The sequence below is a fragment of the Nonomuraea sp. NPDC047897 genome (genome assembly GCF_043204415.1).
Taxonomy (GTDB): domain Bacteria; phylum Actinomycetota; class Actinomycetes; order Streptosporangiales; family Streptosporangiaceae; genus Nonomuraea.
In genome coordinates this window covers 65,912-88,646 of the sequence record NZ_JBIDCC010000015.1, presented here as the reverse complement: position 1 = coordinate 88,646, position 22,735 = coordinate 65,912, and the positions used below count along the sequence as shown (strand labels likewise).

General features: G+C 71.1%; 22 protein-coding genes and 2 tRNA genes. 14 read left to right on the top strand and 10 right to left on the bottom strand.

Features of this window, described 5'->3' with window-relative positions; translation table 11 throughout:
• Position 1: 1 nt before the first annotated feature.
• Both ACGF0J_RS30215 and ACGF0J_RS30210 read right to left on the bottom strand, forming a co-directional pair.
• Positions 2-87 (bottom strand) — tRNA-Leu (locus ACGF0J_RS30215).
• Positions 88-404: 317 nt separating this feature from the next.
• Positions 405-548 (bottom strand): hypothetical protein, encoded by a 144-nt coding sequence (locus ACGF0J_RS30210; protein WP_393151174.1) that lies wholly within the window; start codon positions 546-548, stop codon positions 405-407.
• A 13-nt stretch (positions 549-561) separates the two neighbouring features.
• On the opposite strand from ACGF0J_RS30210, the gene ACGF0J_RS30205 reads away from it, so the two are divergent.
• Together ACGF0J_RS30205 and ACGF0J_RS30200 are read left to right on the top strand one after the other, a co-directional pair.
• Positions 562-1,053 (top strand): hypothetical protein, encoded by a 492-nt coding sequence (locus ACGF0J_RS30205; RefSeq protein ID WP_393151172.1) that lies wholly within the window; start codon positions 562-564, stop codon positions 1,051-1,053.
• A gap of 200 nt (positions 1,054-1,253) precedes the next feature.
• Complete coding sequence (locus ACGF0J_RS30200; RefSeq protein ID WP_393151170.1) at positions 1,254-3,173, top strand: chaplin family protein; 1,920 nt, start codon at positions 1,254-1,256, stop codon at positions 3,171-3,173.
• A 183-nt stretch (positions 3,174-3,356) separates the two neighbouring features.
• Here the strand turns inward: ACGF0J_RS30200 and ACGF0J_RS30195 are convergent, their stop codons facing one another.
• Positions 3,357-3,524: a DUF5703 family protein gene (locus ACGF0J_RS30195; RefSeq protein ID WP_393151168.1), complete on the bottom strand. Its 168-nt coding sequence runs from the start codon at positions 3,522-3,524 to the stop codon at positions 3,357-3,359.
• Between the two features lie 209 nt (positions 3,525-3,733).
• Here ACGF0J_RS30195 and topA point away from each other — a divergent pair, with 209 nt between their 5' ends.
• The 9 genes from topA (at position 3,734) to ACGF0J_RS30150 (ending at position 14,765) form a co-directional block, all read left to right on the top strand.
• Entirely contained in the window at positions 3,734-6,421 is a 2,688-nt protein-coding gene (gene topA / locus ACGF0J_RS30190) for a type I DNA topoisomerase (protein ID WP_393151166.1), read from the top strand.
• A gap of 55 nt (positions 6,422-6,476) precedes the next feature.
• The gene (locus tag ACGF0J_RS30185) at positions 6,477-7,793 is read left to right on the top strand and encodes a metallophosphoesterase (protein ID WP_393151164.1); all 1,317 of its coding nucleotides are present in this window, start codon (positions 6,477-6,479) and stop codon (positions 7,791-7,793) included.
• Positions 7,794-7,872: 79 nt separating this feature from the next.
• Positions 7,873-8,565 carry a helix-turn-helix transcriptional regulator gene (locus ACGF0J_RS30180; RefSeq protein WP_393151162.1) on the top strand — a complete coding sequence of 231 codons (693 nt, stop codon included), beginning with the start codon at positions 7,873-7,875 and terminating at the stop codon, positions 8,563-8,565.
• A gap of 111 nt (positions 8,566-8,676) precedes the next feature.
• A complete protein-coding gene (gene tmk / locus ACGF0J_RS30175; protein WP_393151160.1) occupies positions 8,677-10,728 on the top strand; it encodes a dTMP kinase in 2,052 nt (683 codons plus the stop codon).
• A 56-nt stretch (positions 10,729-10,784) separates the two neighbouring features.
• Positions 10,785-11,957, top strand: coding sequence for a DNA polymerase III subunit delta' (locus ACGF0J_RS30170; RefSeq protein WP_393151158.1), 1,173 nt, complete (start codon positions 10,785-10,787; stop codon positions 11,955-11,957).
• Positions 11,958-12,085: 128 nt separating this feature from the next.
• Complete coding sequence (locus ACGF0J_RS30165; protein ID WP_393151156.1) at positions 12,086-12,922, top strand: stage 0 sporulation family protein; 837 nt, start codon at positions 12,086-12,088, stop codon at positions 12,920-12,922.
• 112 nt (positions 12,923-13,034) lie between these two features.
• Positions 13,035-13,619, top strand: coding sequence for an RNA polymerase sigma factor (locus ACGF0J_RS30160; RefSeq protein ID WP_393151154.1), 585 nt, complete (start codon positions 13,035-13,037; stop codon positions 13,617-13,619).
• On the top strand, positions 13,616-14,554 hold the full coding sequence (locus tag ACGF0J_RS30155; RefSeq protein ID WP_393151152.1) for a CU044_5270 family protein: 939 nt from the start codon (positions 13,616-13,618) through the stop codon (positions 14,552-14,554). Before ACGF0J_RS30160 ends, ACGF0J_RS30155 begins: the two co-directional genes overlap by 4 nt.
• A gap of 137 nt (positions 14,555-14,691) precedes the next feature.
• A tRNA-Thr gene (locus tag ACGF0J_RS30150) sits at positions 14,692-14,765 on the top strand.
• Between the two features lie 208 nt (positions 14,766-14,973).
• On the opposite strand, the gene ACGF0J_RS30145 is transcribed toward ACGF0J_RS30150, so the two are convergent.
• A complete protein-coding gene (locus ACGF0J_RS30145) occupies positions 14,974-15,273 on the bottom strand; it encodes a hypothetical protein (RefSeq protein ID WP_393151150.1) in 300 nt (99 codons plus the stop codon).
• A gap of 4 nt (positions 15,274-15,277) precedes the next feature.
• Complete coding sequence (locus tag ACGF0J_RS30140) at positions 15,278-15,514, bottom strand: hypothetical protein (RefSeq protein WP_393151148.1); 237 nt, start codon at positions 15,512-15,514, stop codon at positions 15,278-15,280.
• A 101-nt stretch (positions 15,515-15,615) separates the two neighbouring features.
• Between ACGF0J_RS30140 and ACGF0J_RS30135 the strand changes: the two genes are divergently transcribed.
• Both ACGF0J_RS30135 and ACGF0J_RS30130 read left to right on the top strand, forming a co-directional pair.
• Positions 15,616-16,029 (top strand): GntR family transcriptional regulator, encoded by a 414-nt coding sequence (locus tag ACGF0J_RS30135; RefSeq protein WP_393151145.1) that lies wholly within the window; start codon positions 15,616-15,618, stop codon positions 16,027-16,029.
• An 83-nt stretch (positions 16,030-16,112) separates the two neighbouring features.
• Positions 16,113-16,703 carry a DUF6461 domain-containing protein gene (locus ACGF0J_RS30130; RefSeq protein WP_393151143.1) on the top strand — a complete coding sequence of 197 codons (591 nt, stop codon included), beginning with the start codon at positions 16,113-16,115 and terminating at the stop codon, positions 16,701-16,703.
• A 154-nt stretch (positions 16,704-16,857) separates the two neighbouring features.
• On the opposite strand, the gene ACGF0J_RS30125 is transcribed toward ACGF0J_RS30130, so the two are convergent.
• Positions 16,858-17,457 (bottom strand): TetR/AcrR family transcriptional regulator, encoded by a 600-nt coding sequence (locus ACGF0J_RS30125; RefSeq protein ID WP_393151141.1) that lies wholly within the window; start codon positions 17,455-17,457, stop codon positions 16,858-16,860.
• 83 nt (positions 17,458-17,540) lie between these two features.
• On the opposite strand from ACGF0J_RS30125, the gene ACGF0J_RS30120 reads away from it, so the two are divergent.
• Entirely contained in the window at positions 17,541-18,713 is a 1,173-nt protein-coding gene (locus ACGF0J_RS30120) for a DUF418 domain-containing protein (RefSeq protein ID WP_393151139.1), read from the top strand.
• A 73-nt stretch (positions 18,714-18,786) separates the two neighbouring features.
• Here ACGF0J_RS30120 and ACGF0J_RS30115 read toward each other — a convergent pair whose 3' ends face one another.
• From ACGF0J_RS30115 to ACGF0J_RS30100, 4 genes are read right to left on the bottom strand one after another with little or no spacing between them, the layout of a single operon-like run.
• Complete coding sequence (locus tag ACGF0J_RS30115; protein WP_393151137.1) at positions 18,787-19,668, bottom strand: bile acid:sodium symporter; 882 nt, start codon at positions 19,666-19,668, stop codon at positions 18,787-18,789.
• Positions 19,669-19,708: 40 nt separating this feature from the next.
• The gene (locus ACGF0J_RS30110) at positions 19,709-21,043 is read right to left on the bottom strand and encodes a Dyp-type peroxidase (protein ID WP_393151135.1); all 1,335 of its coding nucleotides are present in this window, start codon (positions 21,041-21,043) and stop codon (positions 19,709-19,711) included.
• 22 nt (positions 21,044-21,065) lie between these two features.
• Positions 21,066-22,082 (bottom strand): hypothetical protein, encoded by a 1,017-nt coding sequence (locus ACGF0J_RS30105; protein WP_393151133.1) that lies wholly within the window; start codon positions 22,080-22,082, stop codon positions 21,066-21,068.
• A 28-nt stretch (positions 22,083-22,110) separates the two neighbouring features.
• Positions 22,111-22,671, bottom strand: a complete 561-nt coding sequence (locus ACGF0J_RS30100) for a hypothetical protein (RefSeq protein ID WP_393151131.1) — start codon at positions 22,669-22,671, stop codon at positions 22,111-22,113.
• Between the last annotated feature and the right edge of the window lie 64 nt (positions 22,672-22,735).

Genomic DNA, 22,735 nt, shown 5'->3' with positions numbered 1-22,735 from the left:
GTGTCCGAGGGGGGACTTGAACCCCCATGCCCCGCAAAGGGCACTAGCACCTCAAGCTAGCGCGTCTGCCTATTCCGCCACCCGGACTTGGTGCCTGCACGTGGGACCGTCATCCCGCGTCGGCTCAGTTAGGTTAGCAAACTCTGGGGGGTGCGTCATACCGAGTATGCGGCGGCCGGCCGGAGGAGGCCCGTGCGAGAAGGTTCCGTGGTGTGTCGCGGGGTCTGGCGAGGGGCGGCCGGGCGGTTCGCGGTGGTTCGGGCGGTGGGTGCTTGACCGTTTCCTGGCTCTCGGCTGAAAAGCCGTTGCGAACACCTTGGGTGGTGCTACGGTTACGGACCGTTGAGGGGTGAGTCCATGGACCGGCCTCACATCGTGAGGTCGGTTCTGGAGCAAGGGGAGGGTCACGTGGCACGCATGCCGGTGCGGAGGCCGAGGGCGAACGCCCCGGTCGCGTGCCGTGTGCCCGCGCCCGTCCCGACGACGGACACGATCACCGAGCGGGCCAGCCGGATGGCGCGGTTCGCGGCCGGTGCCCGTCGGCTCATCGTACGAGCGTCGTTGGTCGGCGGCCTGGTGGCCGCGGGCTGGCTGCTCGCCGTCCTGTTCGGGGCGTCCTTCGCGGCTCCGGCCTCTGCGGCCGCCGTCGCGACCGGCCCCGCTCCCGCCGCTCCGTCCGTCGCGGACTCCACCGCGGCCACCGGAGCAGGCGCGCCCCTGACCGTCACCGGGCCCTTCGAGGGCGGTTTCCCCACGGCTGACGGCACGGTCTCGGCGCCGGACAACGCCGAGGCGATGGCAGGGCTGACGGTCGACGGGCTCACCAGCCAGTCCGACCCCGGCCTGCCCGCACCTTCCACCGCCAGCTCGATGGCGGGCACCGATGGTCTGGTGCCCAACGGCGGTGGCAGCGGCCCCTTCGGGCCGTGCATGGGGGACGTCGCGAGGTCCGTCCACGACCCGCGGATCGAAGCCCGGCGCGCCCACCTGGCGTGCGTGCTTCCCCCCGTCGTCCGCACAGCGGCGGACGACCCTTCGTTCTCACCTGACTGATCCCCGACTCGTTCCGGCCTTCCCGTGCCGGCGGCGGAGCGTGGCCATGATCCCCTCCGCCCGCGGGTGACACGTCAGTCACTTCACTGGTTCGCGAACCCGAGGCCGCGCTGTGTGTGGCGCTGTTCCGGCCTCGTACGGTCTCGGCTGCCCGCGAACTGTCAGGTAATCCCCCCAAGAACCTCATAGGAGCATTCATCATGCGTACGTGGGCGAAGGTTTCCACTCCCGCGGCTCTGCTGGCCGTTGCCGTCATGTCGTTCGGCGGCGGCACCGCCATGGCCGACACCTCCGGCGACCACTCCATCGGCGGCGGCAACCAGGTGGACGCGCCGATCTCGCTGCCCATCGACATCAGCGGCAACTCCGTCGCCGTGGCCGGCGGGTCCCGCGCCTCCTCTCACGGCGGCGCGTCGGTCGACAACCAGCGCGGCGGCGGCATCCCCAACCGGACGTCCGGCGACGCCAGCATCCTCGGCGGCAACCAGGTCAACGCGCCGATCAGCGCCCCGGTCAACGCCTGCGGCAACGCGGTGTCGGTGTTCGGCGGCTCCACCGCCGGGTGCAAGGGCGGCGCCACGGTCAAGAACTCCGGCAAGGGCGGCGCGGGAGGCAACCAGACCTCCGGCGACCACAGCATCCTCGGCGGCAACCAGGTGGTCGCGCCGATCACCGCGCCGGTCAACGCCTGCGGCAACGCGGTCGCGGTCCTCGGCCGCTCCGCCGCCGGGTGCAAGGGCGGGGCGTCGGTGAAGAACTCCGGCCGCGGGGCAGGCGGCAACACCACCTCCGGCCGCCACTCCATCCTGGGCGGCAACCAGGTCGTCGCCCCCATCAGCGCGCCGATCAACGTTTGTGGCAACTCCGTCGCGGTCCTCGGCCGGGCCTTCTCGGGCTGCAAGGGCGGCGCCACGGTCAAGAACTCCGGCAAGGGCAAGGGCGGCCACGGCTACCACCCGGGCCGGCCCGGCCACGGCTCGCAGGGCAACGACACCGACGGCCGGTTCGGCGCCGGCAGCGGCAACCAGGTGGTCGCCCCGATCAGCCTGCCCATCACCGCCTGCGGCAACGCCGTCGGCAACGCGGTCGCGGGCTGCAAGGGCGGCGCGAGCGTCGACAACGCCCGGCACGGCTCCGGGGCGGGCGGCAACACCACCTCGGGCCGCCACTCCATCCTGGGCGGCAACCAGGTCGTGGCGCCGATCACCGCGCCGATCAACGTGTGCGGCAACGCCGTCGCCGTCCTCGGCAAGGCGTTCGCCGGGTGCAAGGGCGGGGCGTCGGTGAAGAACTCCGGCCGCGGGGCGGGCGGCAACACCACCTCCGGCCGCCACTCCATCCTGGGCGGCAACCAGGTGGTCGCGCCGATCACCGCGCCGATCACCGCGCCGATCAACGCCTGCGGCAACGCCGTGGCCGCCCTTGGGCTGGCCAGGGCCCGCTGCGAGGGCGGCGCGAGCGTCGACAACGGCCGGCGCGGGGCGGGGGCGGGCGGCAACACCACCTCGGGCCGCGGCTCGATCCTGGGCGGCAACCAGGTCGTGGCGCCGATCACCGCGCCGATCAACGTGTGCGGCAACGCCGTGGCCGTCCTCGGCGACGCCGCCGCCGGATGCCTCGGCGGGGCCCGCGTCGGCAAGCCGGTCGACGGGCACCCGGGCTACCAGCACCCGGCCGGCAAGGCCGCCAAGCACAGGACCGCCGCCGCGCTGCCTGCCGTGGGCGACGCGAGCCTGCCGGTGGTCGGCGGGGTCTCCGACACGTTCGGGCTGCCCGTCCTGCCGGGTCTGCCCGGCCTGCCCGCACAGCCCGCCACGCCGGTCAAGCAGCCGGTCAAGCCCGGCAAGAAGGCCCGTACGGCCGGCTCGGCGGCTGCCGGCCCGCTGGCCGCCGCCGAGCCGGCGACCGCGCTGGTCGCCAAGACCCCGGTGGGCGGCGCCGTGACGTCGGCCACCCGGAGCCTGCCGGTCGGTGACGTCGGCCTGATGAGCGCCGCCCGGCCCTCCGGTGTCACCGGGATGAACACCGGAGCGCTGTTCGCCCTCGTGCTCGGCGCGCTGTCCGCCGGGTCGGCGGTGCTGTTCGCGGCCACCCGCCGCTTCCGCCTCGGCCGCAGCTAGGCCGTGGCCGGGCGGTCCGCCAGACCGCCCCGCACGCTTCATCAGCCGCTCACCCCGTCCTTCGTCGGCCCGGTGAGCGGCTGGTGAGCCTGACGCTTTGCCCGTCTCGGGGGCGCGGCCCGAGGCGGGCAAAGCCATGCCCGCCTCCCGGAGCGCGTACCCTCGGCAGTGTGCTCCGTGCTCTCAGAGGGTGCTGCGGACCCGGATGACCTTGCGGCGTAGCCGCACCTGACGGCTCCCGTCCGGATGGAGCCGGACCCGCGACAGCTCCCACTGCCCGTACTCCGCGTGCTCGGTCAGCAGTTGACGTGCGGCTTCGCGGGACAGGTCGCGCGGGATGAAGATATCCATGTAGGAGTAGTCGAGCACAACGATTAGTCTCCAGGGTGAGTCAGGGCGCGGTGCTGCTCGTCTGGCTTTATTCTGCGTCCTTGTGGGTGGACCCGAAAGCCAGTGGGTAGCCCGGGGGAAGGAAAATTCGGCGAGCCGGGTTACCTTTTGAGATCTGTGCCGGCTCCCGGTAGGGGGATTTGCGAGCGAACAGCGAGGTAGGAAGCAGCGTGCCAGCCAACAACGGCAGCGCCGGCGGAACACGCCTGGTGATCGTCGAGTCGCCCGCGAAGGCGAAGACGATCGCCGGGTACCTCGGTGCGGGCTACATCGTGGAGTCCAGCATCGGTCACATCCGTGACTTGCCGGAGAAGGCCGACGACATCCCCGAGAAGTACAAGGGGCAGCCGTGGGCGCGGCTGGGAGTGAACGTCGACCATGGGTTCGAGCCGCTGTACGTCGTCAACGCCGACAAGAAGGCGCAGGTCAACAAGCTCAAGCAGTTGCTGAAGGACGCCGACGAGCTCTACCTCGCCACTGACGAGGACCGCGAGGGTGAGGCCATCGCCTGGCACCTGCGCGAGGTGCTGCGGCCGAAGGTGCCCGTGCGGCGCATGGTGTTCCACGAGATCACCCCGCAGGCCATCCGCGACGCCGTGGCCAACCCGCGCGACCTCAACCTGCGCCTGGTGGACGCGCAGGAGACCCGGCGCATCCTCGACCGCCTCTACGGCTACGAGGTCAGCCCGGTGTTGTGGAAGAAGGTCAAGCCGCGTCTGTCGGCCGGCCGCGTCCAGTCGGTGGCGACCCGCCTCGTGGTCGAGCGGGAGCGCGAGCGCCTGGCGTTCACGCCCGCCCACTACTGGGACCTGCAGGCGCTGTTCGACACCGGCCGGGCCGAGGAGCGGCCGCGCGACTTCACCGCGACGCTGACCGGGGTCGACGGCAGGCGGGTCGCGCAGGGCCGCGACTTCGCCAGCACCGGCACGCTCAAGTCGAGCGAGGTGCTCCACCTGTCGGAGGCCGCCGCCGGTGAGCTGGCCGGCCGGCTCGCGGGCGCCTCGTTCGCCGTGCGGTCCGTCGAGCGCAAGCCGTACACCCGCAAGCCCTACGCGCCGTTCCGGACGACCACGCTGCAGCAGGAGGCCAGCCGCAAGCTGGGCTTCTCCGCGAAGTACACGATGCAGGTGGCGCAGCGCCTCTACGAGCAGGGCTTCATCACCTACATGCGGACCGACAGCATCACGCTGTCGGAGACGGCCATCGCGGCGGCGCGCTCCCAGGCGATCAAGCTGTACGGCTCGGCGTACGTCCCCGACAAGCCGCGCGTCTACAGCAGCAAGGTCAAGAGCGCCCAGGAGGCGCACGAGGCGATCCGCCCGTCCGGCGAGGAGTTCCGCACGCCCGGCGAGACGGGGCTGTCCGGCGACATGTTCCGGCTGTACGAGCTGATCTGGCAGCGCACCGTGTCGTCCCAGATGAAGGACGCCGTCGGCGAGTCGGTCTCGGTGAAGGTGGCCGGCCGGTCCTCCTCGGGCGAGGACGTCGAGTTCAGCGCGTCCGGGCGGACGATCACTTTCTACGGCTTCCTCAAGGCGTACGTGGAGGGGGCCGACGACCCGGCCACCGACCGCGACGACTCCGAGAAGCGGCTGCCCAACCTGGCCGAGGGCGACACGCTGAGCGTCACGCGGCTCGACGTGGCAGGCCACTCCACCAAGCCGCCCGCCCGCTACACCGAGGCGTCGCTGGTCAAGGAGCTGGAGGACCGCGAGATCGGGCGGCCGTCCACGTACGCCTCGATCATCGGCACGATCCTCGACCGGGGCTACGTGTTCAAGAAGGGGACGGCGCTGGTGCCGTCGTTCCTGGCGTTCGCCGTGGTCAACCTGCTGGAGCAGCACTTCGGCAACCTCGTCGACTACGACTTCACCGCCGAGATGGAGAAGGTGCTCGACGACATCGCCAACGACCGGGCGGAGCGGGTGCCGGAGCTGCGCCGCTTCTACTACGGTCACGACGGCGACGAGGGCCTGAAGGAGATGGTCACCGACCTCGGCGACATCGACGCCAAGGAGATCAGCTCCTTCCCGATCCGGGGCACCGACATCGTCATCCGGGTCGGCCGCTACGGGCCGTACCTCGACCGCGACGGCGCCCGGGTCAACGTGCCCGAGGACATGACGCCCGACGAGCTGACCGCCGAGAAGGCCGAGGAGCTGTTCTCGCGGCCGACCGGCGACCGGGAGCTGGGCCGCGACCCGGTGACCGGCCACCTGATCGTCGCCAAGGACGGGCGGTTCGGCCCGTACGTCACCGAGGTCCTGCCCACGCAGGAGGACGAAGGCGCGCCGAAGAAGCGCACCAAGAAGGCCGACGCGCCCAAGCCGCGCACCAGCTCGCTGTTCAAGAGCATGTCGCTCGACACGGTGACGCTGGAGGACGCGTTGCGGCTGCTGTCCATCCCCCGGACGGTGGGCGAGCTGGAGGGCGAGCAGGTCGTGGCGCACAACGGCAAGTTCGGCCCGTACCTGAAGAAGGGCACCGACTCGCGGTCGCTGGCCGCGGAGGACGACCTGTTCACGGTCACGATCGAGCAGGCCAAGGAGCTGTTCGCGCAGCCCAAGCAGCGGGGCAGGGGCCGGGCGGCCGCCGCGGCGCCGCTCCGCGAGCTGGGCGAGGACCCCAACTCCAAGAAGCCGGTGGTGGTGAAGGAGGGACGGTTCGGCCCGTACGTCACCGACGGCGAGACCAACGCCTCGCTGCGCAAGGGCGACACGGTCGAGGACATCACCATCGAGCGCGCCGCCGAGCTGCTCGCCGAGCGGCGTGAGCGGGCGCCCGCGCCGAAGAAGACGACGACGCGCAAGCCCGCCGCCAAGAAGGCGCCGGCGCGCAAGCCGGCCGCCAAGTCCTGAGAGGCCTCTCAGGGGGCCGGGCGGCGCATCGCGGGTCTGCTCGTAGCATGACGGCGTGGTCATAGGCTTCCTCGCGATGGTGCTCTCGGTGACCGTCGCCGTGCACGTCTACCTGTGGTATCGGCTCGTGCGGTCCACCACCCGGCCCCGCAGCAGGTCGCGCCGGGTGCTGACGGCGGTCCTGGCGGTGCTGGGCGTGCTGGTGGTGGTGACGTTCGCGGGCTCGCGGTCGGAGGACGGGTTCTGGCTGGCCTGGCCGGGTTACATGTGGCTGGCGGTCATGTTCTACCTGCTGGTCTTCCTCGTGCTGCTTGAGGTGCCGCGGGCGGTGGTGTGGCGGCTGATGCGGCGGTCGGCGCCCGCTCCCGCGGCCGTTCCCGCCGCCGTGCCGGTCGGCCGGGTCGCGGGCGGCGAGCGCGCGGCGGGTGAGGCGCCCGGTGGGGAGCACGCGGGCGGTGCGGTGTCGGGCGGCGCGTCGGCCGGCGGTGGGGCCTCGGGCGGAGAGCCGGCGGGCGGTGCGGTGTCGGGCGGCGACGCCATGAGCAGGCGGCTCTTCCTGGGGCGGGCCACCGCCGCCGTCGCGGGCGTCAGCGCGCTCGGCACGGTCGGCTACGGCGTGCGCACCGCACTCGGCGACCCCGTGGTCGAACCCGTCAGGATCGCCCTGCCGAAGCTGGACCCCCGCCTGAACGGCCTGCGGGTCGCCGTGGTCAGCGACATCCACCTCGGCCCGCTCACCGGGACGGCCCATGCCGAGCGCATCGTCCGCATCATCAACGCCCAGCGGCCCGACGTGGTCACGATCGTGGGAGACCTGGTCGACGGGACCGTGGCCGAGCTGGGGGAGCAGGCCAAGCCGCTGGGCGAGCTGGAGGCCAGGTACGGCTCCTACTTCGTGACCGGCAACCACGAGTACTACACGGCCAACGGACCGCAGGAGTGGATCGAGAAGCTGCGGGAGCTGGGCATCCGGTCGCTGCGCAACGAGCGCGTGGAGATCCGCCACCAGGGCGGCGTGCTCGACCTGGCCGGGGTCGACGACGTCAACGGCGCCACCCTGGCCGGCGGCCCCGACTTCGGCAAGGCCCTGGCCGGCCGTGATCCGGGGCGGGCCACGGTGCTGCTCGCGCACCAGCCCGTCCTGGCCACCGAGGCCGCGCGGCACGGGGTGGACCTGCAGCTCTCGGGGCACACGCACGGGGGGCAGATGGTGCCGTTCAACCTGGTGGTACCGCTGCAGCAGCCGGTCGTGGCGGGGCTGGGCACGGTGGACGGCATGCCGGTGTACGTGACGCGGGGGGCGGGCTTCTGGGGGCCGCCGGTCCGCGTGGGCGCGCCGCCGGAGGTCACGCTGGTCGAGCTGCACGCGTAGCGCCGTGACGGTACGCGACGCCTTGGTGACGCCCGCCACCCGAGCGTAGTAGTATCCGAGGGGATACACCGGAGGTGGCATGATGTCTTCGTCGGCCGAGGGCGTGGCGGCTGGGCAGGGCGTGCCCGACGTCACGTTCTGGGCGGAGCGGGGCGGCCTGCTGTTCCAGCAGGCCCGGCACGCGGCGAACATGAAGCAGTCGGTGCTGGCCGGCCTCAGCGGCACGTCCAGGACGACGCTTTCGGCGTACGAGCACGGCCGCAAGTCGCCCACGCTGGAGACCGCCGGGCGGATCCTCGACGCCGCCGGGTTCCGGCTGACGTTGGAGCCCAAGATCCAGTTCACGGAGGGTGTCGCCGGCGACGGCCGCCGCTTCAACGTCCCGACCCGGCTGCCCCGACTGGCTCCGGCCCGCGCGCTCGCCACCGTCACGTTGCGCGGCCGGACCTACGATCTTTCCGAGCGCGCCCAGCGGGGTGAGGCCTACGCGGTGCTGCTCGGGGAAGGCGGTCCCGAGGAGGTGCTGGCCCACGTCGACGGGGTGCTGCTCGCCGAGCTCTGGCCCGATCTGGAGCTGCCGGCCGCCGTCCGCGCGGCCTGGCTGCCGCTGGTGGCCGCCGCGCGCGGGTCCGCGGGGCAAGGGCCTGCGGGGCAGGGGTCTGCGGGGCACGGGTCTGCGGGGCACGGGTCCGCGGCGCGCGCCGGCGGGCGGGCGGGCGATCGAGACGGGAGGGCGACCGATGGTCACGCAGAGGGCCCATTCCCGGTGTGAAACCTGCGCACCGGCCCACGGACGTAATACTCTCAGCGGCGAGCAGCCGGGCGATTCACGCTCGTTTCCCGCTCTTCCCAGTCCCGGCGAGCACCTGGATACGCTGACATCATGACCGCCCCTGGCCGACGCCCTCCCACCGCCCACGTGCTGGCCAACGCCTCGTTCCGCCGGCTGTGGACGGCCATGTCGGTGTGCAGCCTGGGTGACTGGCTCAACATCCTGGCCCTGACCGCCCTCGCCGGAAACCTGACCGCCGGCGACGACTACCGCGTCCAGTCGCTGGCCGTCGGCGGCGTGTTCATCGCCAAGATGCTGCCCGCCGTGCTGCTCGGCCCGCTGGCCGGGGCCTTCGCCGACCGGTTCGACCGGCGGATCACGATGGTCGCCGCCGACGTCGCGCGCTTCGTCGTGGTGCTGTCGATCCCGCTGGTCGGCAGCTACCAGTGGATCATCATCGCGACGCTGCTGGTCGAGTGCGCCAACCTGTTCTGGGTGCCGGCCAAGGACGCCACGGTGCCCAACCTGGTGCCCAAGGAGCAGTTGGAGTCGGCCAACCGGCTCAACCTGCTCGTCACCTACGGCAGCGCGCCGGTCGCGGCGACGCTGTTCGCGGCCCTGTCGGTCGCGGGTGACGTGCTGACCAACGTGGTGCCGTTGCTGTCCGGCGTGGATCCGACCACGCTGGCGCTCGTCGTCAACGCCTGCGCCTACCTGGTGTCGGCGTTCCTGATCTTCACCTTGCGCGGCATCCCGCGGCGCGACGGCGGCATCTCGGCCCCGTCGGTGTTCAAGCAGATCATCGAGGGCTGGCGCTACGTCGGCGGCAACCGGCTCGTGCGCGGGCTCATCATCGGCATGCTGGGGGCCTTCGCGGCGGGCGGGGCCGTCGTGGGCGTCGCGAAGATCTACGTGGCCGCTCTGGGCGGTGGGGACGCCGCCTACGGCGTCGTGTTCGGCGCGGTCTTCGTCGGCATGGCGCTGGGCATGTTCTTCGGGCTGCGGCTGCTGCGCGAGCTGTCCAGGCGCCGGCTGTTCGGCCTGGCCATCACCGTGGCGGGCGTGGTGCTGGTCGCCATCGCGCTGGTCCACAACCTCGCCATCGTCGTCATGCTGACCGTGCTGCTGGGAGCGTGCGCGGGCATCGCGTGGATCATCGGCTACACGCTCATCGGCCTGGAGGTCGAGGACGCGATGCGGGGCCGCACCTTCTCCTTCCTGCAGTCCACCGCGCGGGTGACGCTGCTGCTCGTGGTCGCCTTGGCCAACCCGCTCGCCGCCCTCTTCGGCGCCCACACCTTCGAGCTGGGGCGGCTGTCCTACCGGTTCGACGGGTCCAACCTCGTGCTGGTGCTCGGCGGCATGCTGGCGGTGGGCGTGGGCCTGCTGGCGCTGCGCCACATGGACGACCGCAAGGGCGTCCCGCTGTCCGAGGACCTGATCGCCGCCGTGCGCGGGGAGCGCCCCGGTTCGGGGGTCGCCGCGGAGCTGCCCGGGGTGTTCGTCGCCTTCGAGGGAGGCGAGGGCTCCGGCAAGACGACCCAGTCGCGGATGATCGCCATCTGGCTGCGCGACCAGGGCTACGACGTCGTCCAAACGCGCGAGCCGGGCTCCACCAAGGTCGGCATGCGGCTGCGGGCCATCCTCCTCGACGCGGCCGAGCGTGGCCTGTCGCCCCGGGCCGAGGCGCTCATGTACGCCGCCGACCGGGCCGAGCACGTCGAGAAGGTCATCCACCCCGCCCTGCGCCGGGGCGCCATCGTGGTCTGCGACCGCTACGTCGACTCGTCGCTGGCCTACCAGGGCGCCGGGCGGGCCCTCGCCCCCGAGGACGTCTCCAAGGTCAACGCCTGGGCCACCGGCGGGCTGGTGCCGCACCTCACCGTGCTGATCGACGTGCCGCCCTCGGTGGGGCTGACCAGGCTCGGCGGTGCGGCCGACCGGATCGAGTCCGAGCCGCTGGAGTTCCACGAACGGGTCCGTAAGGAGTTCCGCGCCCTGGCCGCCGCCGCGCCCGACCGCTACCTGGTGCTCGACGGCACGCTGCCTCCGGAGAAGATCACCCAGGCCATCCAGGACCGGATGCGCGACATCCTGCCCGACCCGGTCCCCCAGGACACCGAAGACGCCACGGGCACCATGCCGGCCATCCGCGACTTCTAGCCGGCACGGACGTCCGTCGTGGTGCGGCGCCCCGCGGGCGCGACTAGCCTTTGTGCGTGACAGTTTTCGCCGACCTCGTCGGGCAGGAGCAGGCCGTGGCCGTCCTCTCGCGTGCGGCGGCGGCCGCCGCCGAGGTCATCGGGGGCGGGCGCGGCGCTGGCATGACGCACGCCTGGCTGTTCACCGGCCCGCCCGGGTCGGGCCGGGAGGAGGCCGCGCGGGCGTTCGCGGCGGCGCTGCTGTGCCCCGAAGGCGGCTGCGGCCACTGCGACCAGTGCCACCAGGTGCTGATCGGCTCCCACCCCGACCTCGAGTCCGTACGCCCGGCCGGCCTGTCCTACAGCGTCAAGCAGACCCGCGAGCTGATCCTGCGCGCCGCCGGCGCGCCGACGCAGGGCCGCTGGCGGGTCATCCTGTTCGAGGACGCCGACCGGGCCACCGAGTCCGCGGCGAACGCCCTGCTCAAGGCCATCGAGGAGCCGCCACCACGGACCGTGTGGCTATTGTGCGCCCCGGCGCCCGACGACCTCATGATCACCATCCGGTCGCGCTGCCGCCTGGTCACCCTCGCCACGCCGTCCACCGAGGCCGTCGCCCACGTGCTGGCCACCCGCGACAGCGTGCCCTGGGAGACGGCCGGGTTCGCCGCGCGCGCCGCCCAGGGCCACATCAGCCGCGCCCGTTCCCTCGCCCTCGACGAGGACGTCCGGCGGCGGCGGGAGGCCGTCCTCGCCATCCCGAAGTCGCTGACGGGCGTGGGGGAGTGCGTGTCCGCCGCAGAGCGCCTGGTGAAGACGGCCGAGGAGGAGGCCGCGGCGGCGACGGCCACGCTCAACGAGGCGGAGACGGCCGAGCTGCGCCGCCTGTACGGCGAGGGCTCCACGGGCAAGGGGCTCAACCGTGGCCTGGTGCGCGGCGGCGCGGGAGCGCTGAAGGAGCTGGAGGACCGGCAGAAGTCCCGCGCCACCCGCATCAAGCGCGACTCGCTGGACGCGGCGTTGCTGGAGCTGGTGTCGTTCTACCGCGACGTGCTGGCGATGCAGTTCGGCGCGTCGGTGGAGCTGGCCAACGACGACCTGCGCTTCGACCTCGATCAGATCGCCCGGAAGTTCACTCCGGAGGAGACGCTGCGCCGGATCGACGCGATCATGCGGTGCCGCGAACGCCTCGACGCCAACGTCAACCCGCAGATCGCCGTCGAGGCCATGATGCTCGCCCTGCGCGGATAGGCCCCGTGGGTGGCCGGAAGCGGTGACGGATCTCACCATCACCGCGTCCGCGCACGTAATGTGGCAGCGGAAGGCCGTACGAACCCCCGAGGCCGTCAGGAGGCGAGCGCCAGCCCATGGGAATGATCATGGCTGTCAGCTTCACCCGCTACGGGAGGCTCTACTATCTCGATCCGGGCGGCCACAGCCCCAAGGTCGGCGACAAGGTGCTGGTGCCCACCGACGCGGGCCCCGAGGTCGCCGAGTGCGTGTGGGCGCCGCAGTACACGAGCGAGGACATCGACGGGCTGCCGGTGTGCGCCGGCCTCGCGGGCGAGGAGCACCTCACCCGCGACGAGACCAACAAACGGCGCCGCGCCGAGGCGCGCAGCGTGTCGAAACGCCTGATCAAGCGGCATGACCTGCCGATGAAGGTCGTGGGGGTCGACTATCTCGACCAGGACAACGTCTACACGGTCTACTTCTCGGCCCCGCACCGGGTCGACTTCCGCGCCCTCGTCCGTGACCTGGCGCGCAACCTGCGGGCGCGGGTCGAGCTGCGGCAGATCGGCCCGCGCGACGAGGCCCGGCTGCAGGGGGGCATCGGCCCGTGCGGGCGTGACCTGTGCTGCGCCACGTTCCTCAAGGACTTCGAGCCCGTCTCGGTGCGCATGGCCAAGGACCAGGACCTGCCCGTCAACCCGCTGCGCATCGCGGGGGCGTGCGGGCGGCTCATGTGCTGCCTGAAGTACGAGCACCCGCTGTACATGGAGACGCGCCAGCGGATGCCCCGCGTCGGCAGCCGGGTGAGCACGCCGCAGGGCGAGGGCAGCGTCCTCGGGCACAACGTGCCCGCCGACACGGTCACGGTCCGCCTGGACGACGGCGGCCGGCGCTGCGCCTGCCCCTCAGCGTCGGTCTGCTCGCCGCGCCGCCAGCACGACGAGATGTACGGGCCGGACGGCGACCCGCCACCCTCCGGGTAGGAAATCACCGCCAATCGGGAACCGGGGCACGTCCTCACGGCAATCACTGGTGTCACCGCCGATCCCGAAAGGCAGCAACCAGATGCGACAACCAGGCCGGTTTGAGCCTGTCATGGCCGCCGAACCGGCTGACGACGCCCAGGTGATCGCCCGTTCCCGGCACGACCCCGAGCACTTCGCCGTCCTGTTCCACCGGCACGCCCCCGCGTTGAAGCGGTACGCCGTCCGGAGGCTCGGCGCGGCGGAGGCCGAGGACGTCGTGGCGGAGACGTTCGTGGCGGCGTTCCGGCAGCGGGCCGCCTACGACCTGGCCCGGGACGACGCCCGGCCCTGGCTGTACGGCATCGCCACCAACCTCATCGGCCGGCACCTCCGCCACGAGATCGGCCTGTACAAGGCGCTCAGCCGCACCGGCGCCGACCCGGTCACCGAACCGTTCACCGACCAGGTTGAGCGGCGGGTCACCGCGGTGGGGGCGCGCGTGCGGCTCGCGGCCGCCCTCGCCGGGCTGCCCGCCGGGCACCGCGACGCCCTGCTGCTGGTGACGTGGGGGGAGCTCACCTACGAGCAGGCGGCCCAGTCGCTCGGCGTGGCCGTGGGGACGGTCCGTTCGCGGGTGAACCGAGCCCGCAAGAAGCTGCGCCGGGCTCTCGGCGACATCGACCCGACCGCCGTGACGGAGGAGTTCGCGTCATGAACGAGATGGACCTGCTGCACCGGCTGCGGGACGAGGTCCCGCCCCAGACTGATCTGCGTGCCGAGGAGACCCGCCTGCTCGCGGCCGTCCGGAGCGGGGAGCAGGCCCCCACCCGGCCCGTGCGGCGGCCCCCGCGCCGCCTGCGCCTCGGGATGGCGCTGGCCGGAGCATTCGGCCTGGCGGCAGTCACGCTGACCGTGACCCAGACCGGCGAGCCCGCCGCCCCGCCCGGCCCGGCCCGGGCCGGCGAGCCCGCGTCCCCACGGGCTGACGTGGCTACGGTGCTGGAGCGCGCGGCCCTGGTCGCGGAGAAGTCGCCCACCCCGGCGGTCCGTCCCGACCAGTGGTTCTACATCAAGGAGACGCAGCCGGGCACTCCGCTGCCGACGTTCGAGCTCTGGTCCCGGATGGACGGGAGCAAGGAGGCCATCAGGGAGGAAGGCGGCGAGCTGAAGATCGGTGACGGCGAGAAGGGGCCGACGAACCCGCTCAGGACGCAGGCCGAGGTCGAGAGCTTCCCTGATGACCCGGACGCGCTGCTGACGCACCTGCGCGCACTCAAGCGGCCACGCCACGCCGCGTCCATCTGCCAGCCCGACTGCCCGCCGGGCACCGAGAAGGACGTCGCGGTGTTCGGGGCGCTCCAGTGGTACATCAAGTACGGGCCCATCATCCCGCCGGACAAGCGGGCCGTCATGTACCGCGCCATGGCCATGATCCCCAACGTCAAGATCGAGGACACCACCACCGCCGAGGGACGCCCGGGCATCGGCGTCGCCCTCGACCTGGGGGAGGCCGGCAAGGGCTATACCATCCTCGACCCCGAGACCTACCGCTACCTCGGCCACAAGGTCGTCAGGACCGACATGACCTTCGCCATGTCGGTCCTGGACTCCGGCGTGGTGGACGAGCCGGGCCAGGTCCCGTCCCCCTGACCACGGCGCACGGACCCCGCGGAAACAGGGGCCCGCGGGGTCCGTCGGCCACGACGGTAGCCCGTTCTGTCCCGATGTGGTCTGGCTGGAGCGAAGACCCCTCGGGCTCCTGTAGACTTCTCCCAGCCGTACGGCACGCCGCCTTAGCTCAGTCGGCCAGAGCACTTCACTCGTAATGAAGGGGTCTCGGGTTCGAATCCCGAAGGCGGCTCCCAGGCGAGAAGGCTCTCCCGGATGATCCGGGAGAGCCTTTTCGATCTCTATACAGCTACCATCTGTCTCACTTGAGCTTGGCACAGAGGGAGCCGCCACCAGGTCCCACAGACCCGGCAGCGCCCCGCGCAGAGGCCGCTGATAGGTCCACTCGACGTCCTCATGCCTCCAGGTGGCCGACACGGCGGGGGAGATAGCTCGCTTGTTCAGCGGGCGTGACCGAGCAGGATCCGGGACCACAGCTCTTCTCCTTCCGGGGTGCGCAGCCACAGGCTCTGATGCTCAATCACACCGTCTGAGCGGTAGAGACGCCGGACGAACAGTAGCCCGCCCGCGTGGCACAGCTCGTAGACGATTGGTTTGCAGTTGCAGGTGTGGCTGCGGACCCGCACACGATCAGCGCGAGGAACGCACTCCTGCCAGGTGATGTGCTGATAACCGGCTTGGGGTGTGGCCGGGTGGAGACCGCCGTAGCACTCGCCAACGAGTGGACTCAGCGCGGCCATGGAGTCATCTCCGGTTGCCTGTCGCGGCCAGCTCCGCGGCGATCTCCTGTTGCCGCTGAAGCTGGCTGACGAGTGCGTCGGCATCGTCGCCGCTCACCGTCTGCGCCATGCCCGCATCGAACTGAGCGTTGCTCAAGGACATCCCACGTCGGGTGGCGTACCAGCTCCCAGGGCCGGTCTCGGTGGCACCGCGCCAGATCACCCAATTCGGGTACCGGGCGGCCAACTCCTGAAGCGTCATAGGTCCTGCCGATCAAGAGGCGGTCATGTGTTATCGAATGTAGCTACATACGAATGTACGTGCAATGGGAAACACGTACAGTGCTACATAGCTTCGGTGCCATGACCATCGACCCCAGCGCCGACCGCCCGGTCTATAAGCAGCTCGCCGACCTGATCCGGGTACGCATCGAAGAGGGAGAGCTCCGCCCCGGGCAGCGACTTCCGGCGGAGAGCGACTACGTGGCCGAGTTCGGCATCTCTCGGGACTCTGTCCGCCGGGCCATGGCCGTACTCAGGGGAGAGGGACTGATCGTGACCGAGCTACGCGGCTCACGCGTCCGCGACGCCGGCGAAGCCGTCACCGTTCAGGTAGCCCCGGGTGCGCAGGTCACCGCCCGCATGCCGACCGAACCCGAGCGCAAGCAGCTCGGCGTGGCCGAAGGCGTCCCCATCCTGGTCATCACCGAGTCGGACGGAGAGACTCGCCTGCTCCCCGCCGACCGGACCATCATCGAGACCAGCGCCAAGAGGTAGGGCGAGTCAGAAGCGGTCAGTGCGCGATCCCATCGGTGAGCCGCCGGCCCCGTTGTGTCGGTAGGCGCTGCGAGCATGGCGAGATGATCGCAACTCCTGATGACTACACCTGGCTTACCGAAGCGGCGGACAACTGGTGCTTCACCTACGTCCGCGGCCTGAGGCCCGAGCAGGTGGTGATCCGGCGCGGTGGCCGTCCGGAGGACTTCACGTCCATGACGTACGACCAAATGAGCGACGCTGCCTGCTCTGGACCCGGAGCGTTCATCGGCGTGGCGACCATCGGCGACTGGGCGTTCGTCATCGAGCCCGACTGGAACGGCATCGCCGAGGAGGTGATCATGCCGCTGTCGGCGGGCACCCGGCTCGTCTCCCATTACCTCATGACGATCAAGGCTCTCGACTACTTTTACTGGATCGAGGACGGCGAACTCCGCTTCTGCTTCATCGCCCAGGAGGGCTATCTGGGGGAGGTGCCGGACGAGCTGGTGGAGAGTATGGAACGGATCGATTCCGTCTCTTCCCCGTTCTTCGACCTCCATGACGGACCGGCGTTCATCCTGGCCGAGCGCCTCACCGGGATCACGCTGACGCCGCAGCTCCTGGAGGAGTCCACCTATCTGTGTGGAGTCGTCCCCGAACCCCAGTCCTGGGAGATGCCATGCCCGCAGTGAGCCGGATGCAGCAGGGCGAGCCCTGACCGTTCAAGATCACCAAAGCTCGCGGGCTGCGGATGAGAACGCTCGCGAGCAGGGATAACGCCAGCAGCGGGCCGAGCCGGTAGTGCCGTCGACGGCCGCGGACCGCCCCGTGCGGACGGGCCGGGGCTCACGTTCGTGGGCCGAATCCGATGGCGGGCAGGATGGCCTGGTCGACGATCGCCGCGAGCGCCTCGTCGGTGGGTGGTCGGCCCTTGTCGATGAGGTGCTTGGTCACGAGGGCTTCGCCGATGTCGGCCACGACCGGGGTGATGAGGTCGGCGGGGAAGTGGCCTCGGTCGGCGTAGTGCTGCAGCACGGTACGCGTGAACGTGCCGCCCCGGCCGGCGAAGACGCGCTCGTGCAGGGCGCCGGACATCAGCGCCGCGCTCTGCGGATCGGTGAGGATGGCGGCCACCGCCCGGCCCGCCCGGCTGAACGCCCAGTCCGCCATGAGGCGCAGGGCGCGGATCAGGTCGCCGCGCAGGTCGTCGGCTCCCGCGGTCGACTCCTCCAACGGGTGCTGGTGGTAGAGCGCGTCGAGGAGCACCTCGATGGGGCTCGACCAGCGGCGATACAGCGTCGTGCGCGGCGTCGCGGCCCGCCGTCCGATGCCGTCCATGGTGAGGCGCGCCACTCCGACCTCCAGCACCTCGTCCAGCACGGCGTCGTGGATGGCTTTGAGCAGTTCCTCGCCACGCCGGCGCGTTCGACCGCTGCGGTTGCCCATCATTGCCCCCTTGCCTAGCTACATGGGTGTATCTTACCTTCAGTGTTAGCTACAGCCGTGTAGCTAACGATGAGGGGACACCCATGCGCACTGCTCCACCGGCACCCGTTCAGGGAGCCACTCCCGTCACTCACCGGGCCCTCGCGCCCGACCTCGCCCGCGGGCTGATGCTGCTGCTGATCGCACTGGCGCATGCGCACATGTACCTGGGCGGCCACCCGGCCGGGTTCCGCGGCTACACCCTCGACGGCGACGCTCTGGACCGCCTGGTCGCCGGAGTCCAGATCCTGCTGGTGGACGGGCGCGCCCTGCCCATGTTCGCCGCCCTGTTCGGTTACGGCTTGGTCCAACTCGCGAACCGGCAGCTCGCCACCGGCAGGAGCTGGCCGCAGGTGCGCAAGGTGCTGCGCCGCCGGAGCCTGTGGCTGCTGGCGTTCGGGTTCTGCCACGCCCTGCTGCTGTTCTTCGGGGACATCCTCGGGGCGTACGGGCTGATCGGGCTCGTCTTCGTCGGCCTCATCCGGCGTGAGGACCGCACCGTGCTGCGCGCCGCCGTCGCCGGGCTCGTCGCACACGTGGTGGTCCTGGCGGGCTTCGGCCTGCTCACGATCTCCGGCCCCAAGGGCGACACCCCGGCGGCCATGGGCGACCCGATGGAGGCGCTGATGATGCGGCTCATCGGCTGGTCGGGCATGACGCCGACCTACTTCGCGGCCAGCGTGGTCCCGGCCTTCCTGTTCGGCATCTGGGCCGCCAGGCGCCGCCTGCTGGAGGACCCGCTGGCGCACCGGGACCTGCTGTCCCGGATCGCTGTCCTCGGCACCGCGGTGGCGATCGTCGGCGGGGTGCCGTTGACGCTGATCGACACCCAGCTGTGGACGCCGTCCGACCTGACGGCGGTGTCGGCGTACGCGGTGCACAGCCTGACCGGCATCGCGGGCGGGCTCGCGTACGCGGCCATCATCGGCCTGGTCGCCGCCCGGATGCGGCCCGGCCATCCCGGCCCGATCGTCAGGGCGCTGTCAGCCTGCGGCCAGTGGTCGCTGACCTGCTATCTGCTGCAGTCAGTGATCTTCGTGGCGGTGTTCACGCCGTACCTCGGCGGTCTCAGCACCCGCGTCGGAGACGCCGCCGCCTCCGGCATCGCCGTGCTGACCTGGCTCGCCACAGTGGTGCTCGCCGCTCTCCTGGCCCCGAGTGGCCGGCGGGGTCCCGCGGAGGTGCTGCTCCGACGTCTCACCTACGGCCGCCGCTGATCAGACGGACGGCCGGCCGCGGGCTGGACCATGCTCCGGCGCGGAGCGGGTCGAGCCCGGCTGCCGGCCGTCCTCACGCGCGGGACGCCTTGGCGTGCTGCTGCCGGCGGCGGCTCAGGATCGCCGCGATCGGCACGGCCGCGGCCAGGCCGCTCAGCAGGACGGCCGCGAGCGCCCCGAGGACGGCCGGGTCGTTGCCGAAGGCGAGGCCGACCGCGGCGAGTGCCGGTCCCACGTTGCGTACGGCCGCGATTCCGCCCATGGTGGTACGGCGTTCGGAGGGTCCGGTGGCGAGAGCTGTGCCGACGGCGAACGCGACGCCGGCGAAGACGAAGCCCGCCAGCAGGCTGAGCGAGCCGATCAGCGCGACGACGTCACGCCAGTTGCCCAAGAGCATGCCCGCCAGCACGGCGAGGAACGTCGCGTTCGACACCCTGGCGACCAGGGGGTGCCACGACAGCGCGGTGGGCGGCGCGTAGTGGCGGACGACCAGTCCGACGGCGAACGGCACGAGCTGGAGGACCGCCACGGTCAGCATCAGCGCGGCGACGTCGAGCGAGACCCCGCCCCCCACGTTCGCCGCATCGAGGATGACGTTCACCGTCGGGCCGAAGGTGATGCTGCCGATGGCGGCCAGCAGCACCGACATTGCCGCACCCGCGACCACGTCGCCGTGCTGCACCGCGCCGAGTTTCGCCCCGAACGGCCCGCCGGGTGAGGACGCGATCAGGAGCAGCGCGACGAACGCGCCCGAGGGCAGGCCGAACAGCGCGGCGACGCCCCAGCCGAGGAGCGGGACGACCACCAGGTTGGCCAGCAGGACCAGCACGAGCAGCGAGACGTTCGAGAAGACGGCGCGCAGGGACGGCAGCGTCGCCCCGAGGCCGGCGGCCAACATGGTGGCCGCGATGAAGATGACGGTGACGGCGTTGAACAGTGGCTGCAGCGTGTTCATGTGAATCCCCGGTCCTCGTGCCAGAGGAGTGTCGCCGCGCTCAGTCGGTGAGATCGCCGAGCCGGCGCAGCGCGGTCAGTCCTGGCATGAAGCAGTACTCGCCGCCGCGCGTGACGACGAACCGCGGCGGCGCGGGCAGGCGTCGCCGCACGGGCCGGCGGGGAATGGTGAAGTCGCCGGAGCCGTCGGCGGAGCCGGCCACGGGATCTCTGGCCTCACCCGCGCCGAAGAAGACGCCGTTGTTCACCCATTCGGACTGGACGAACTCGAACTGCCGCCCCAGGTGCGCGCCGACGAAGGCGAACATCAGCCCACGGTCGGCGCCGTCGTCCTCCAGCACGCCCTCGGGCAGCAGCGGGCCGTACGCGGTGCCTCGTCTGATCATCCGGTGCAGCCGCGCCACGCCGGCCACCGCCGCGTCCCGGGGGTTGCAGCGGCGGACGTGGCTGCCTCCGGGGGTGGCGAAGCCGGCCGGATCGTCCTGCTCGTACAGGAAGGTGTTGTTGCGGGCCGGGTCGGCGCCGAGGTCAGGGTCGTCGTGCAGCGGACACAGCGCCAGCGGCGCGCCGCTGCGCCAGCGGCCCATGATCTTCGCTGACAGCAGGTCCTCGTCCTCGGGGCCCGTGGCGTTGTCCCTCAGGTAGCGCCGGAACAGGGCGACGCGCTGGTGGAGCTTGCGGAAGGCCACGTAGGTGCCGTTACGTCCGAGCACCTCGGGCCGCGGCGTCTGGATGCCGCCGAGCTCGTCGGGGTAGCCGAGGACGAACTCGCCGGCCTTGAGCGGCACCTCCAGCCTGTTGGATCCGGGGATGCCGCTGCCCTCGACGGCCGGATGGCTGATGCCGTCGCGGTAGCCGAAGGGCTCGGTCTCGGTGGGCAGCGCGTGGCAGTTCTGCCGCCAGATCGCCGTCACGCCGGGCAGGGCGTGGTAGGCCGGGCGGGCGCGGTCGACGGCGGCCTCCAACTGCGCGCTGTCGGGTGCGACTGCCACGAGCACCACGTGGACGTCGGGCGTGCCGAGCGGCGACTCCCAGTTCTCGGGGCCGCTCTCACCGACGTCGCCCAGCACCGTGGCCCGGGCGGCCATGCCCTGCCGGAACTCCCATGCGAAGGTGTCCAGTGATTCCCGCGGCACTCCGAGGGCCTTGAGCCCGTGGTGGGTGAGGGCGACGCTGACCCAGGTCTCGCCCAGGGGGCTCACCGTGTCGGCGGCTGAGGTCACCACGGCGGCGGCGCGGCGCATCAGCTCCCGCCCGTGGTGGCGGTCGTCGATGCGGAACAGGATGTACGTCGCGGCGTACGGCGTCGGCCGGGGACTGAGGACCCCGCGCTGGATGTCGTCGAGTTCGAGCTTGACGTGGTTGTCCTCGCTCACCTGAAGCCGCCTCCTCGTCGTGCTACTTCACCGAGACGATGTTGTTCCAGAAGACGCGCAGGCTCTCGTCGATGCCGAACAGCGAGCTGAAGATCGTGGTGTCGGCGAAGATCACGTCGCCGGCCCGGTCACCGGCGGGTGGCATCCACAGGAACATGTTGAACTCGGTGTTCCCGGCCTCGGTGAACGGATGCGGTCTGCTCAGGTCTATCGGCTGTCTGCCCAGCACGTGGATGACGTCCGGGTCGTCCGTGGTCACGGCGTAGTGGGGGAGGTGCATGTGGAAGTTGAAGCTGGACACGCCTTCCAGCCATCCCTTGGTGTCCAGGTCTCTGGAGATGGACAGCGGGACGCTCCTGTTCCCGTCCGTCACCGCGGGACGGAGGCCGTAGCGGTTCTCGACGGGTATCCCCAGCCCTGCCATCAGCGATCTGGTGTACCGGCCGAAGCGCTGCCGGCGCGGCACCAGCGCGTCGCCGTGATGGCGGTATTCCATGTCGCGCACCGCCATGTCGTCCGACGCGCCGACGTCGTGGTGCGGCCCCAGGGCCAGGCAGGTCCCCTCGCGGGTGAGGAAGCCGCGCACCGCCTCGATCTCACCCGCTGAGGCGTCCTGTCCGGTGATCATGTGGTCCAGACCCCACACGAACAGGGTGTCGGTGTCGGCCAGCACCCGCTCGTCCAGCGGCGTGTGGAAACCGGCCTGATCGACGCGCTGGTACACGGGGACGGGATATCCGGTGGTCTCCTCGACGAACTGCTGGAAGGGCAGCCAACCCCAGAAGAACAGCTCCAGCCCGCCCGCGATGCCCTGCTGGAAGCGCAGCGGGTCCGACCATTTCGGGTCCTCGTAGGCAGGCCACGTCACACGGCGTACTTCGGTCATCGTGGAGAATCGATTGTCCAGCTCCGCCACGTTCCTGCCCGCCTCGGCGGGATAGCTCCACGCGACGTAGATGCTCAACCGCCGCCGGCCGGGCGTGTACGGGCGCGGCACGTGGTGCTGGTTGTAGGTGCGCGCCGTCGCGAACTCAGTCATCTCGTTCTCCGGGTGACGCAGGTGGATGTCACTGCAACTGGTCGAGCATCTCCGACAGGGCGCTCTTGATCCGCAGGGCTTTCTTGATCTCGTCCGCGGTGACGTACGGGTACTCGCCGTACTCGATGAAGCTCGGGCACTGGTGCTCGCGCACGTACCTGACGAACGCCTCGGGGTTGCTCTTCCAGTCCTCGGGGAAGCCCTCGAGGTTCTCGAAGACCGTGCTCACCCCCACCTTGCTGAACAGCGCGACGGCGTCCTCGGTGTACTTGTCGAAGTCGGTGTCGAAGATGCCCTGGTACAGGAAGCGGGTGTCGTCGTCGAAGAGCACCCAGCGCAGATAGTGCAGTTTCAGCGGCGCGAGCAGGTGCGGATCGTCCTCCAGCGCCTTGGCCAGCACGTGGCCGTGGTTACGGATCGCCTCCGCCCGGCCCGGTTTGATGTCGGCGATGATGGTGAACCCGTAACACGCCGGGGTCCGCGGGTAGATGGGGCCGTACTTCCCCTGCTCCAGGTGATCGGTCTCCTTAGGGATCGCGACCGCCTGCGGTTTGATCTCCATGGCCGTCTCTCTCCGTCGCTTGCTCAAGGGGGGAGACTGAAGCGGCCTGACTGCGGCAATTGTCGCATAATGCACCTTCAGGAGACAGTCC

Coding starts and splice junctions, on each gene's coding strand:
- ACGF0J_RS30210 (WP_393151174.1), bottom strand. CDS start 548: ATGAGCCGACGGGCACCGGCCGCGAACCGCGCCATCCGGCTGGCCCGC.
- ACGF0J_RS30200 (WP_393151170.1), top strand. CDS start 1,254: ATGCGTACGTGGGCGAAGGTTTCCACTCCCGCGGCTCTGCTGGCCGTT.
- ACGF0J_RS30195 (WP_393151168.1), bottom strand. CDS start 3,524: ATGGATATCTTCATCCCGCGCGACCTGTCCCGCGAAGCCGCACGTCAA.
- ACGF0J_RS30180 (WP_393151162.1), top strand. CDS start 7,873: ATGATGTCTTCGTCGGCCGAGGGCGTGGCGGCTGGGCAGGGCGTGCCC.
- tmk (WP_393151160.1), top strand. CDS start 8,677: ATGACCGCCCCTGGCCGACGCCCTCCCACCGCCCACGTGCTGGCCAAC.
- ACGF0J_RS30165 (WP_393151156.1), top strand. CDS start 12,086: ATGGCTGTCAGCTTCACCCGCTACGGGAGGCTCTACTATCTCGATCCG.
- ACGF0J_RS30160 (WP_393151154.1), top strand. CDS start 13,035: ATGGCCGCCGAACCGGCTGACGACGCCCAGGTGATCGCCCGTTCCCGG.
- ACGF0J_RS30155 (WP_393151152.1), top strand. CDS start 13,616: ATGAACGAGATGGACCTGCTGCACCGGCTGCGGGACGAGGTCCCGCCC.
- ACGF0J_RS30145 (WP_393151150.1), bottom strand. CDS start 15,273: ATGGCCGCGCTGAGTCCACTCGTTGGCGAGTGCTACGGCGGTCTCCAC.
- ACGF0J_RS30140 (WP_393151148.1), bottom strand. CDS start 15,514: ATGACGCTTCAGGAGTTGGCCGCCCGGTACCCGAATTGGGTGATCTGG.
- ACGF0J_RS30135 (WP_393151145.1), top strand. CDS start 15,616: ATGACCATCGACCCCAGCGCCGACCGCCCGGTCTATAAGCAGCTCGCC.
- ACGF0J_RS30130 (WP_393151143.1), top strand. CDS start 16,113: ATGATCGCAACTCCTGATGACTACACCTGGCTTACCGAAGCGGCGGAC.
- ACGF0J_RS30125 (WP_393151141.1), bottom strand. CDS start 17,457: ATGGGCAACCGCAGCGGTCGAACGCGCCGGCGTGGCGAGGAACTGCTC.
- ACGF0J_RS30120 (WP_393151139.1), top strand. CDS start 17,541: ATGCGCACTGCTCCACCGGCACCCGTTCAGGGAGCCACTCCCGTCACT.
- ACGF0J_RS30115 (WP_393151137.1), bottom strand. CDS start 19,668: ATGAACACGCTGCAGCCACTGTTCAACGCCGTCACCGTCATCTTCATC.
- ACGF0J_RS30105 (WP_393151133.1), bottom strand. CDS start 22,082: ATGACTGAGTTCGCGACGGCGCGCACCTACAACCAGCACCACGTGCCG.